We start from the raw sequence: 11,275 nt of genomic DNA on the forward strand, positions 1-11,275 counted from the left end.
GAGGAGTCTTGCTCATGGCCTTAGCGAAGGATGACGGCAACTGGGAGCTGTGCCAGGAATGCACCGCACTCGTCTACCGGCCGCGGCTGCTGCGATCGCGCCGCGTCTGCCCCGAGTGCGGGCACCACCAGCGGCTCACCGCCGAAGAACGCATCGACACCGTCACCGACCCGGGCTCCTTCGTCCCCGCGCCGCAGGTCAGCGGTGGCGACCCACTGGGCTTCGCGGACTCGCGGCCCTACCCCGAGCGACTCGCCGAGGCGCGCGGCCGTACCGGGCTGCGGGACGCCATCCTGTACGGCACCGCCACCATCGGCGGCCGCCGGGCCGTGGTGGCGGCGATGGATTTCGGCTTCCTGGGCGGCAGCATGGGCTCGGCCGTCGGCGAGACGGTCACCCGCGCCTGCGAGACGGCGCTGCGCGAGCGGATCCCGCTGGTCCTCGCCATCACCTCCGGCGGGGCCCGTATGCAGGAGGGCGCGCTCTCCCTCATGCAGATGGCCAAGACCGCCCAGGCCATGCGCGTGCTGCGGGAGGCCGGGCTGCTCAGCGTGTGCGTCCTCACCGATCCCACCTTCGGCGGGGTCACCGCCTCCTTCGCGACGCTGGGCGACGTGCTGATCGCCGAACGCGGGGCCCGTATCGGCTTCGCCGGCCCCCGCGTGATCGCGGCAGCCACCAGGGAGGAACTGCCACGGGGCTTCCAGACGGCCGAGTACCTCAGCGAGCGCGGCCTGCTCGACCGGGTCGAGGCCAGGGACGGCCTGCGGCCGCTGCTTGCCAGGCTGCTCGCGGTGACCTCGGTCGTGGAGACGGCCGAGGTCACCGCCGGGGAGAGTCCCGGTGAGGAGCCGCAGCAGGCGTCCGCGCAGGAGGAGCCGACGCCGTACGCGACGCTCCGCCTGGCCCGCGACACCCGCCGCCCCACCGCGCTGGACTACATCTGGCAGATCTGCACGGACTTCGTCGAACTCCACGGCGACCGCCTGGAGGGCGACGACCCCGCCGTCGTCGGCGGCCCGGCGCTCCTCGACGGCCGCCCGGTCATGATCGTCGCACACCAGAAGGGCCACACCACCGACGAACTGGTCACCAGGAACTTCGGGCTGGCCCACCCGGAGGGCTACCGCAAGGCACAGCGGCTGATGCGGCTGGCGGGCAGGCTCGGCCTGCCGGTGGTCACGCTCGTGGACACCCAGGGCGCGGCTCCCGGGATCCGGGCCGAGGACCGCGGGCAGTCCTGGGCGATCGCGGAGTGCCTGGCCGCTACGTCGGAACTGCCGGTGCCGGTGGTCTCCGTCCTGATCGGTGAGGGCGGCAGCGGGGGAGCGCTGGCGCTGGCCGTGGCCAACCAGGTGCTCATGCTCCGGCACGCGGTCTACTCCGTGATCAGCCCGGAGAGCTGCTCCACCATCCTGTTCGGCGACCCGTCGCACGGCCCGCGCATGGCCGCGGCCCTCCGGATCACCGCACCGGACCTGCTCGCCCTGGGCGTCGTGGACGGCATCGTGCCCGAGCCGCCCGGAGGCGCCCAGGCCGACCCCGCCGCCGCGGCCGGGCACCTCAAGGCCGCCGTACGGCAGGCCCTGCGCGAACTCGCCGGGCTGAGCGGCGACGAGCTGCGCAAACATCGCTACGAACGCTTCCGCGTGCTGGGGATGATCGCCGATGACTGAGCACACCGACGAGCGGCAGGCCGCTCTGCGCCTGCTGCGCGAAGAGGCCGGCAAGATCGTCAAGACCGTCCCGGGCCCGCTGGCCAGCCTCTCCCTGCGGGCGGGCGAGCTGGCGCTGGACATCTTGTGGGCGCACGGGACCGCCCCCGCGGCCCCGCCGCCGGAGATGGAGACGGAGGCGGACGACCCCGCTCTGCACGAGATCACCGCCCCGTTGGTCGGCACCTTCTACGCGGCGCCGGAACCGGGCGCCACCCCGTACGTACGGGTCGGGGATCGCGTACGGGCGGGACAGACGATCGGCATCATCGAGGCGATGAAGCTGATGAACCAGGTCAAGAGCGACCTGGCGGGCGAGGTGGTCGAGGTCGTGACCGGCGACGCCACGCCCGTGGAGTACGGCCAGGCGCTGGTGCGGATCAGGGCGGAGGAGCCGTGAGCTTCAGCAAGATCCTCATCGCCAACCGGGGCGAGATCGCCCTCCGCATCGCCCGGACCTGCCGCGAGCTGGGCATCGCCACCGTCGCCGTCTACTCGACGGCCGACCGTGACGCCCGCTTCGTGGCCTACGCCGACGAGGCGGTGCACATCGGACCGGCCCCCGCCAGGCGCAGCTACCGCTATCCCCCCGCGATCATCGAGGCCGCCCTGCGCACCGGCGCCGAAGCCATCCATCCGGGCTACGGCTTCCTCTCCGAGGACGCGGACTTCGCCCGTATCTGCGCCGAGCACGGGCTGGTCTTCATCGGGCCCAGCCCGGAGGTGATGGAGTGCGTGGGCGACAAGGCGCGGGTGCGCGCCCTGCTCGCCGCGGCCGGGCTGCCGATCCTGCCGGGCAGCGACGGTCCCGTGGGGACCCAGGCGGAGGCCGAGGAGGTGGCCGAGCGCATCGGCTACCCGGTCATCGTCAAGGCCGCCGCCGGTGGCGGCGGCCGCGGCATCGAAGCGGCGCACCACCGCGCCGGGCTGCGTGAGGCGTACCGGCGCACGACCGCGCTGGCACGCCAGATGTTCGGCAACGGCGAGGTCTACCTGGAACGCCTGGTCCACGCCCCGCGTCACGTCGAGGTGCAGTTCCTGGCCGACACGCACGGCAACGTCCTGCACCTGGGCGACCGCGACTGCTCGCTGCAGCGCCGTAACCAGAAGCTGGTGGAGGAGGCCCCCTCACCGCTGCTGCCCGAGCGGGTACGCGAGCGGCTCGGCCGTCACGCCGTGGCCGGCGCCCGCCACGTCGGCTACGCCGGGGCGGGGACCATGGAGTTCCTGCTCGACGCCGCGGGCGAGATCACCTTCATGGAGATCAACGCCCGCATCCAGGTCGAACATCCGGTCACCGAGCTGCTGACCGGCGTCGACCTGGTGCGCGAGCAGATCCGCATCGCGGCCGGCGAACCCCTCGGCCTCACCCAGGAGCAGGTCACGCTGACCGGCGCCGCCATCGAGTGCCGGGTCAACGCCGAGGACCCGTCGGCGGGCTTTCGCCCCACGCCCGGCCGCCTGACCGTCTACCATCCGCCGGGCGGTCCCGGGGTGCGGGTGGACTCCGGGTTCAGCCAGGGCGACGTGATCCCCCCCGACTACGACTCGTTGCTGGCCAAGGTGATCGTGTGGGCGCCGACGCGCGAGCAGGCGATCGTCCGCGCCGACCGGGCGCTGGCCGAGTTCGCCGTCGAGGGGCCTGGGGTGGCCACGACGATCCCGCTGCTGCGCCGGCTGCTGACCCAGCCGGATTTCGTGGCCGCCAGGCATTCCACAGCTCTCGTCGACGCGTTGACACATGAATCCAACCTCATGGGAGAGAACCGGTGAACGTCCTGCAGACCATCAAGGGAATTCTGATCTCCGACCTGCTCGTCGACATCCCGGCCGAGAGGATGGAGCCGGGTGACAGCCTGCGCGACGCCTACGGCCTCGACTCGCTCGGCTACGTCGAGATGCGCGTCTGCATGGAGCAGACCTTCGGGATCACCATCGGCGACGACGATTTCTCGCCCGTGAACTTCAGCACCCTCGGCGGAGTCCAGGCGCTGGTCGAGCGCCTTCTCCAGGACCAGGAAACGGTCGGCTGACATTTCGTGGAGAAAGGATTTCCCCTCATGCTCCAGACAGCCTCACCGCAGGCGGACCGGTCCCCGGCCGACCGCACGCTCGGCTTCACCGAGATCAAGAAGTGGCTGCGCCACCGCCACCCGATGATCTACATCGACCGGGTCACCGACTATGAGCCCGGGGTGTCCCTGAGGAGCCTGCTGTCGGTCTCCGGCAACCTCGACGCGATCGCGGGGCACTTCCCCGAGCGCGCCATCTATCCCGGCAGCCATCTCATGCAGGCCTTCGCCCAGTCCGGCATCATCCTCTACCTGATGAGCACCGAGCCGCTGGCCGAGGACGAGCTGACGCTCATCGGCTCGGTCACCGCCCGCTTCACCAAACCGGTCGTCCCGGGCGACCAGGTCGTCTTCGACGTCCGGGCCGACCGGCTGAGCGGCGCGGCGTTCTTCTTCTCCTGCCGCGCGTTCGTCGGCAGCGCGACGGTCGCGGCCTTCAAGGGCACGCTCACCCGGACGAAGGTCGCGGCGATGGGCCGGCAGTTGTGGTGAGGGCGCCCGCGGTCGTCGTCACCGGGATGGCCTGGACCACGCCGCTCGGGGACGGGCTCGACGAGGTGTGGCGCCTGCTCTGCGCGGGCGCCACCGGCGTCGTGCCGGTCGGCTCGCCGCACCGGCTGCGCACGTCGCTCGCCGGGGAGGTGCCCTTCCCGCCGTACGCGTCCACGGCCCCGGAGGAACGGCAGATCGCCCTCGCCGTCCGCACGCTGGCCGCGGCCCTGGCCGACGCGGGGGTCGCGGCGGACGACCCCGCGGTGACGCTCGTGCTCGGCACCAGCTTCGGCGGCCGGCTCGACAGCACCGGCGAGCCCGGCGGGGCGGACGAGCCCGACCGGCATTGGACCCGGGAGGTCGCGCGACGGCTCGGGCATCCAGGCACCCCGCTGTGCGTGACGACCGCCTGCTCCGCGGGAGCCGACAGCCTGCTCGTCGCGCAGGCGCTGCTGCGCGGCGGCCGGGCGCGGATCTGCGTGGCGGGCGGCGCGGACGTGCTGAGCGAGGCCAAGCGCCTGGGACATTCGGCGCTCGGCACGATGAGCCGGACCGGGCTACGGGCCTTCGACACCGGCCACGACGGGACGATCCTCGGCGAAGGTGCGGGATTCCTGGTGCTGGAACCGGAGGAGACGGCTCTGGCGCGCGGCGCCCGCATCCTGGCCCGCCTGGACGGCGTGGGCTCCGCCAACGACGCCACCGGCCTGACCACGCTCGACCCCACGGGCGACAGCGTGGTCGCCGCGGTACGCAGATGCCCGGGCGGCACCTCGGACGTGGCCGTGGTGTGCGCCCATGGGACGGGCACCCCCGTCAACGACGAGGTGGAGGCGGCCGGCCTGAACCGGCTCTTCGCAACGGCGGGGAGCGATCCCATCGTCTTCGGGACGAAGGGCGCCCTGGGTCACAGCCTGGGCGCCACAGGCGCGATCGAGGCGATCGCCACCGTCCTGGCGCTGCGGCACCGGGCGGCCCCGCCACTCGCGGGTCTGGACACGCCGATGCCCGGCTTCACGCTGCGGCTGGCGGACGGCACGGCCCAGGAGTTGCGCGGCAGGGCAGGGCTCAGCCTGACGCTGGGGTTCGGAGGGTTCAACACCTGCGTGCGGTTCTCGTACGGGCAGGGCGGGCCGGAGGAGCGCGGCGCGCCGGCCGGGCCCGCCCGATCGGCCGTCGTCGGCCATGGCGAGCTCCTCTCCGAGGATCCCGCCGCCCGCTCCGCCGACCGCCCGGCCCTGTACGCCGACCCGGTGGCCTGGCTGGTCGCCGGGGCGGTGGAGGCCGTGCTGGACGAGAGCGGCTGCGGGCCGGACGTGCTCGCCGCACGGAACGACGTGGCGGTGATCGTGCTCACCGGCACCCAACCGCTGCCGACCAGCAGCGCGCTCGCGGCTCAGGTGGCCGCCCAGGGCCGGGTCTCACCGCGCCGCTTCGCCGGCGCCAACCCGGGCATTCTGGCCGGGCTCACCTGCATCCGATGGGGCCTACGCGGCCCGTCGCTGGTCCTCGAGGCGGCAGACGACGGCGCCGTCGACGCCGCGCTGACGGTCGCGGAATCGTGGCTCGGCTCCGGCCAGGCCCGCTACGTGATCGCGGTACGACACCAGACGCACTCCGGGGGACACACCGTCCGGTGCGCCGTGCTGCGCGCCGCCCCCGAGTCGGACTTCATGTCGCGCTGCGACCCGCGCGTCCTCCTGACCGCCCCCATCGCCTCTCCGGCCACGACGGCATGAAGAAGGGAACGTCCCCGATGTCCGCCACAGACCACGGACCTCCGCTGGACCCGACGCGCGTCGCCGGCTTCCTCGCCAGGTCGGCCGACCTGGACGGTTCGACGTCGCAGGAGGGAATCGACGGCACCCTCGACGACCTGGCGAAACTCAAGCTCGAACCCGGCGACGCGGTCATCGTCGCGCTGTCCAACTCCATGCGCACGGTGTGCACGTACCTCGCCACCCTGTTGCTCGGCCTCGTCCCGATCGCCGTCTCCCCGAGGACACCACCGGCCAGGATCAGGCGCCTCGCCGACACCCTGGGAGCACGCGCCCTGCTGGCCGCCAGACCGGACCCGTACAGGTACGGCACGACCGGCAGCCGGCCTGTGGGCGGGGCCGAGGCGGTGCTGCTCGGCGGCACCCCGACGGGAGGGCAGGCCGGGGACGTGCCGCCGTACCGGGCCGGACAGGTGCTCATGTCGACCTCCGGCACCTCCGGAGCCCTCAGCGCCTGCCTCCACCGCGCCGACGCGCTGCTGCGCAACGCCCGCCGCCACGCCGCCGCGGTCCGCATGACGGCCGACGACGTCGTGCTGGTCAACCTGCCGCTGTACTACTCGTACGCGATGGTCGCCCAGGTGCTGGCCGCCTACGTCACCGGGGCCAGGATCGTGGTCACGGGCCCGCCGTTCACTCCGGCCGGCTACACATCGGCCATCGCGGCTCACGGCATCACCCATTCCTCCATCACCCCCGAACTGGCACGCAGGCTCCTGGCCCATGGCGACCTGCCGCAGCGGGCACCCCGGGTCATGACGGTCGGCGGGGACCAGATCCACCCGGCCCAGGTCGCCCGGTTGCTGGCCGCCAGACCGGACGGCGAGCTGTACCTCACCTACGGCCTCACGGAGGCGGGCCCGCGCGTCCTGACCCTCGCCGCCCACGCCGAACCGGCCCACCGGCACGCCTCCGCCGGCCTGCCCCTGCCCGGTGTACGGACCTCCCTGCGCCCGGAGACCGGCGAACTGCTGGTGGAGTCCGACACCGTGCTGGAAAGGAAGATCGGCGGCCCGGCGCCCGAACGCACCCTGATCGCCCCCGGCCGCATCGCCACCGGCGACGTCTTCGCCATCGACGAGGACGGATACCACTACTTCCGCGGACGCAGGTCGGACTTCGCGATCGTCCGCGGCGAGAAGGTCCACCTCGGCGGCCTGCGGCAGACGGTCAACGCCATCCCCGGAGTCGTCCGCTGCACGCCCCGGCTGGCCCAGGACCCCGCGGGCGAGAGCGTCCTCGAACTGGAGATCACGGTCACCGACCCGCGGCCCGACACCGAGGCCCGGCTCCGCTCGGAGCTCGACTCCCTGCTCATGCCCGCCGAACGCCCCCGCGCCATCCGCATCGCCGCCGCCGACCCAGAGGACTTCCACAAATGACAGTGCTCTTCTGCGTGCCTTACGCCGGTGGCTCGGCACGGGTCTATCGCGGCTGGCAGAAATGGTTCGCCGGCGACGCCGAGGTCGTCCCGCTGGAGCTCGCGGGCCGCGGCACCCGCTCAACCGAGCCGGTGGCGCCGTCGGTGCGCGCGGCCGCCGCGGATCTCGCCCGCCGCGTGCGGGACATCGCGGCCGGGCGGCCGTACGTCCTGTTCGGCCACAGCATGGGCAGCCTGATCGCCTACGAGATGGCCGCGACCATCGAGGACGCGGCGGGCGACGGGCCGAGCCTGGTGGTCGTCTCCGGGCGCAACCCGCCCCAGACCAGGGCGAACTGGGGGGATGACGCGCTGATGCTGACCGACCTGGAGTTGTTCGAGGCGCTCCAGGCCGTGGGCGGCGTACCGGCCGGGCTCACCCCGTCGATCGCCGCCGCGCTCTTCGTGCCGCTGATCCGTGCCGATCTGAACAACACCGTCTCCTACGACCCCGGCTCGCCACCGCGCCGGATCTCCGCCCCGCTGCTGGTGCTTCTGGGACGGGAGGACCCGCTCGTGGGACCGGACGCGGGCGCGGGCTGGGCGAGCTGTACGCAGCGGGAATGCACGGTCGTGCGGCACGAGGGGCGTCACTTCTCGATCTTTGAACGCGTCGGTGAGCTCGCCGAAACGCTGAGACCGTTCTTGGCGCGCGGACATGAGCGCACCGCACCGGGTGATGCGGGGGTTGGTTGCATTGCGGGTAAGCCTGCTGGGCCCGTTGGAAGTGATGTGTGACGGGGTTCTGGTCACGCCGACCGCTGGAAAGCTCAGGCAGTTGCTCAGCCTGCTCGCGCTGCGCGCGAACACCGTCGTACGGACGGAACGGATCGTCGAGGAGTTGTGGGAGGCGACGCCGCCGGCAAGCGTCTCCACCACCCTGCAGACCTACATCTACCTGTTGCGTAAACACCTCAACCTCGGCCGCTCCCCGTCCGCCGAAAAGCCGGCCGAGCCCCTGCTGGAGACCTCCCCGTACAGCTACCGGCTCAGCCTGACGCCCGGCATGCTCGACGCTCTGTGGTTCGAGCAGCGCGCCGATCGCGGCCGGGCCGAGCTGGAGGCGGGCGACCTGGCGGCCGGCTCGGCGACCTTGGGGGAAGCGCTGCGGCTCTGGCGGGGCCCCGCCCTGGCCGACGTGGTGTGCGGGCCGCTGCTGCAGGCGGAGGTCCTGCGGTTGGAGGAGCGGTACAAGGGGGTGCTGGAGAGCCGCATCGACGCAGACCTCGCCCTCGGCCGCCACGCTGAGCTCCTGGGGGAGCTGACCTCGCTGGTGGCCGAGTACCCGACCCACGAGGGCTTCCCCTTCCGGCTCATGACGGCGCTCTACCGGTCCGGTCGCCGGGCCGACGCCCTGAGCGTCTACCAGCGGTTACGCCGCAGTCTCGCCGAAGACCTGGGCCTCGACCCCTCGGCCGGGATCCGGCGGCTGCACCAGAGCATCCTGGACTCCGATCCGCTTCTGGACCTGCCTGGGACCGCGACGGTCGCCACTCCGCCGCCTCCCGAGGTGAACATGGTCCCGGCCGCCCCGAAGATCGTGGGCCGGGCCCACCAGCTGGCGGAGATCTTCGATCTGCTGACCGCGCCTCCCGGCAGTCAACCGGCCGTGGTGATGATGGCCGGTCCGCCCGGCTCCGGCGCGACCACGATCTGCGCCCACGTCTCCCAGGTGGTCCGCGAGTGCTATCCGGACGGTCAGTTCTTCGCCTCCATGCTCGATCACGAAGGCCGGAAGATCGGCGCCGAACGCGTCCTGGAGGACTTCCTGCGGGCGACCGGAGTCTCCGGGGACTGCGTGCCGCTCTCACTTCCGGGCCGGGTCCTGGCCTTCCAGGACTGGACGCGGTCGAGACGGGTCCTGATCGTGCTGGACGACGTCACGGAGACGGCCCAGCTGAGCCCCCTGCTACCCGCCAACGCCGACAGCGCGGTGCTGGTGACCTGCCGGCGCAGGTTGTCGATCCCCTCGGTGAGCCACTTGATCAACATTCCTCCGCTGACCGTGGGGGAGGGCGTCCGGCTCCTGGCGGACCTCCTGGGTGACGCACGCGTCATACGAGAGCCCCATCGCGCCCGGCGCCTGGTGGAGCTGTGCGACGGCCTTCCCGGCGCCCTGCATGACGTCGCGGCTCGCCTGCTCGTACGACCGCACTGGGAACTCGGCAGGATGGTCAAGACCTGCGAGCTGTCGTACGCCGGCTCCTCCCCGGCCGGAGGCAGCATCTGGGCGAGCGTCGAACGCACCTGCCGGCTGGCTTCCCACCGGGTGCAGGCCGCACTGGGCCGCCTGACGGAGCTCGCGAGCCCCGTCGTCCCGCTCTCCCTGGCGGCCGCCACGCTCCAGGTGGACGAGCACCTCGCCGAGATGCTCCTCGAGGAACTGGTGGAACTGCGGCTCCTCGAGGCCGACCCCGGCGAAGGCCACGCCAAGGAACCGCGCTACCGGTTCATCCCCACCATCCGGCATGTCGCGCGGCTTCTCACCGGCCCCGCCGAAGCCGACCCGCTGGACGCAGCGCTGGTCCGCGCCGGCCTCCCCAGCTGACAGTGATGACGGAGGTGAGCGCTTCCCGCCAGGGTCTGACCCGCCGACTGACCTCGAGGTCCTCAACGGGATCTGTCGTCCCCGGCCGGGAAGCGCTCATGTGTGCTCACCGGACGTGGCGTTGTGACTCCGAAGCCCTCCATCCAGGGCAGGTGCGACAGCAGGGTGAACCGCGTCGTGCGCTCCACCAGGGCACCGATCGCCGACCTGCCGGTGCCGATGATGAGATCACCCTCCCAGTGGCCCGGAACCGCGCGGGGCTCCACGATGTCGTCCAGCGGCGGTCCTGACGGTGGGGTTTGTTCCGTCCCTTCCAGGGCGCTGTCTGCGGCCCCGCCACCGGCGTGCCGTCCGGGTGGCATACGTCCGCGTCGAGGCGTTGCGCCGGAGCTCGCGGGAGATCGTCGACGGCGAGCGCCCCAGGCGCCGGGCGATCTCGCGCACGCCGAGCTTCGGGCACGGCATAACGCGATCTCTTCCCGCTCCGCGAACGACAGGTAACGGCCCGACACCGTCGGGGAAAGGCATGGTCCCACCCCGCCGGCCTGGCGAAATCAGCGTGTCCCAACCGCCGGCGACACGCCGATCTCCGCCGCGGCGTCCTCCGAGCTCACCCCTCGAGCGATCGCTCGCCAGAACCGGACGCGGTCCTGTCGCCAGGCGACAGCCGGCCGTCCCGGCGAGGGGATCCGACCGCGATACAACCGGACGGCCTGCTGTTTCCTGCCCACCCCCATGCGCGAACACCTCGAACGACGAAGTGTTGCGAGCACCGATCGAATCCGCCCTGACAGCCCCTGTCCGAGTGAAAGATCACCGGCCCGGTGGGGCGGCGGCGTGCACAGGCCCGGCGCAGGGCCCCGGCATGGCACTGCGGCGGGCGTAGCAGGCGGCACGGGAGACTCCCAGCAGCTCACACGCCCGTTTGACGTTGTGGCCGCCCTGCTTCTCCGCCTCGATGAACGGGTGCACGCTCACCGGGTCTCCTTGGCGAAGAAAGCTGTCGCTCGCTTGAAAAGCTCGGCCGAGCGGTCACCGCGTCGGCACAGCTCCACGATCTCGGCCTTGAACTCCGGCGTGAACGAGCGGCGAGGACGCGGCTTCTTCTTCCTCATGCTCTCCATCATGGGCATCCTTCCGGGGACGAGCCCCTGATCTCGGATGTCCGTCAAACCGGATCAAGCCCAGCTACCTCGGCGCGGCGCAGACGTCGTAGAGCGATCAGCCGGCACAGCGCGGACACTTCACGC

General features: G+C 72.2%; 12 protein-coding genes and 1 pseudogene. 9 read left to right on the forward strand and 4 right to left on the reverse strand.

Annotation, left to right across the window (positions count from 1 at the left end; all coding sequences use genetic code 11):
- The first annotated feature begins 14 nt into the window (after positions 1-14).
- Genes BMX74_RS31600 through BMX74_RS31640 form a run of 9 tightly spaced genes read left to right on the forward strand, consistent with a single transcriptional unit; the run spans position 15 to position 10,025 of the window.
- On the forward strand, positions 15-1,676 hold the full coding sequence (locus BMX74_RS31600) for an acetyl-CoA carboxylase carboxyltransferase subunit alpha (protein ID WP_091104255.1): 1,662 nt from the start codon (positions 15-17) through the stop codon (positions 1,674-1,676).
- Positions 1,669-2,115, forward strand: a complete 447-nt coding sequence (gene accB / locus BMX74_RS31605; RefSeq protein ID WP_091104256.1) for an acetyl-CoA carboxylase biotin carboxyl carrier protein — start codon at positions 1,669-1,671, stop codon at positions 2,113-2,115. The genes BMX74_RS31600 and accB overlap by 8 nt, the downstream gene beginning before the upstream one ends.
- Positions 2,112-3,488, forward strand: coding sequence for an acetyl-CoA carboxylase biotin carboxylase subunit (locus tag BMX74_RS31610; RefSeq protein ID WP_218154108.1), 1,377 nt, complete (start codon positions 2,112-2,114; stop codon positions 3,486-3,488). Before accB ends, BMX74_RS31610 begins: the two co-directional genes overlap by 4 nt.
- Positions 3,485-3,748: an acyl carrier protein gene (locus tag BMX74_RS31615; protein ID WP_218154109.1), complete on the forward strand. Its 264-nt coding sequence runs from the start codon at positions 3,485-3,487 to the stop codon at positions 3,746-3,748. Before BMX74_RS31610 ends, BMX74_RS31615 begins: the two co-directional genes overlap by 4 nt.
- Positions 3,749-3,775: 27 nt before the next feature.
- Positions 3,776-4,279 carry a 3-hydroxyacyl-ACP dehydratase FabZ family protein gene (locus BMX74_RS31620; RefSeq protein ID WP_055510068.1) on the forward strand — a complete coding sequence of 168 codons (504 nt, stop codon included), beginning with the start codon at positions 3,776-3,778 and terminating at the stop codon, positions 4,277-4,279.
- On the forward strand, positions 4,276-6,018 hold the full coding sequence (locus BMX74_RS44435; protein ID WP_177227589.1) for a beta-ketoacyl synthase N-terminal-like domain-containing protein: 1,743 nt from the start codon (positions 4,276-4,278) through the stop codon (positions 6,016-6,018). The genes BMX74_RS31620 and BMX74_RS44435 overlap by 4 nt, the downstream gene beginning before the upstream one ends.
- A 17-nt stretch (positions 6,019-6,035) precedes the next feature.
- Complete coding sequence (locus BMX74_RS31630; protein ID WP_091104258.1) at positions 6,036-7,439, forward strand: class I adenylate-forming enzyme family protein; 1,404 nt, start codon at positions 6,036-6,038, stop codon at positions 7,437-7,439.
- Positions 7,436-8,215, forward strand: coding sequence for a thioesterase II family protein (locus tag BMX74_RS31635; RefSeq protein WP_082535682.1), 780 nt, complete (start codon positions 7,436-7,438; stop codon positions 8,213-8,215). Before BMX74_RS31630 ends, BMX74_RS31635 begins: the two co-directional genes overlap by 4 nt.
- Positions 8,136-10,025: an AfsR/SARP family transcriptional regulator gene (locus BMX74_RS31640; protein ID WP_091104260.1), complete on the forward strand. Its 1,890-nt coding sequence runs from the start codon at positions 8,136-8,138 to the stop codon at positions 10,023-10,025. Before BMX74_RS31635 ends, BMX74_RS31640 begins: the two co-directional genes overlap by 80 nt.
- Positions 10,026-10,171: 146 nt before the next feature.
- Here BMX74_RS31640 and BMX74_RS46850 read toward each other — a convergent pair.
- From BMX74_RS46850 to BMX74_RS44445, 4 genes and pseudogenes are all read right to left on the reverse strand, one after another.
- Positions 10,172-10,291, reverse strand: a pseudogene (locus BMX74_RS46850) (IS30 family transposase); the annotation flags it as partial.
- A complete protein-coding gene (locus BMX74_RS46855; protein ID WP_337959865.1) occupies positions 10,254-10,553 on the reverse strand; it encodes a helix-turn-helix domain-containing protein in 300 nt (99 codons plus the stop codon). The pseudogene BMX74_RS46850 and the gene BMX74_RS46855, both read right to left, overlap by 38 nt.
- Positions 10,554-10,838: 285 nt before the next feature.
- The gene (locus tag BMX74_RS44440; protein WP_176573596.1) at positions 10,839-11,003 is read right to left on the reverse strand and encodes a hypothetical protein; all 165 of its coding nucleotides are present in this window, start codon (positions 11,001-11,003) and stop codon (positions 10,839-10,841) included.
- Positions 11,000-11,140 carry a hypothetical protein gene (locus BMX74_RS44445; RefSeq protein WP_177227591.1) on the reverse strand — a complete coding sequence of 47 codons (141 nt, stop codon included), beginning with the start codon at positions 11,138-11,140 and terminating at the stop codon, positions 11,000-11,002. The genes BMX74_RS44440 and BMX74_RS44445 overlap by 4 nt, the downstream gene beginning before the upstream one ends.
- Positions 11,141-11,275 lie beyond the last annotated feature (135 nt).

The organism is Nonomuraea pusilla, from assembly GCF_900109355.1.
GTDB lineage: Bacteria > Actinomycetota > Actinomycetes > Streptosporangiales > Streptosporangiaceae > Nonomuraea > Nonomuraea pusilla.

What these genes read in the sequence shown, in the direction of transcription:
- BMX74_RS31640 (WP_091104260.1), top strand. Translation starts at nt 8,136, where the DNA reads ATGAGCGCACCGCACCGGGTGATGCGGGGGTTGGTTGCATTGCGGGTA.
- BMX74_RS46855 (WP_337959865.1), bottom strand. Translation starts at nt 10,553, where the DNA reads ATGCCTTTCCCCGACGGTGTCGGGCCGTTACCTGTCGTTCGCGGAGCG.
- BMX74_RS31620 (WP_055510068.1), top strand. Translation starts at nt 3,776, where the DNA reads ATGCTCCAGACAGCCTCACCGCAGGCGGACCGGTCCCCGGCCGACCGC.
- BMX74_RS31635 (WP_082535682.1), top strand. Translation starts at nt 7,436, where the DNA reads ATGACAGTGCTCTTCTGCGTGCCTTACGCCGGTGGCTCGGCACGGGTC.
- BMX74_RS31600 (WP_091104255.1), top strand. Translation starts at nt 15, where the DNA reads ATGGCCTTAGCGAAGGATGACGGCAACTGGGAGCTGTGCCAGGAATGC.
- BMX74_RS31630 (WP_091104258.1), top strand. Translation starts at nt 6,036, where the DNA reads ATGTCCGCCACAGACCACGGACCTCCGCTGGACCCGACGCGCGTCGCC.
- accB (WP_091104256.1), top strand. Translation starts at nt 1,669, where the DNA reads ATGACTGAGCACACCGACGAGCGGCAGGCCGCTCTGCGCCTGCTGCGC.
- BMX74_RS44445 (WP_177227591.1), bottom strand. Translation starts at nt 11,140, where the DNA reads ATGAGGAAGAAGAAGCCGCGTCCTCGCCGCTCGTTCACGCCGGAGTTC.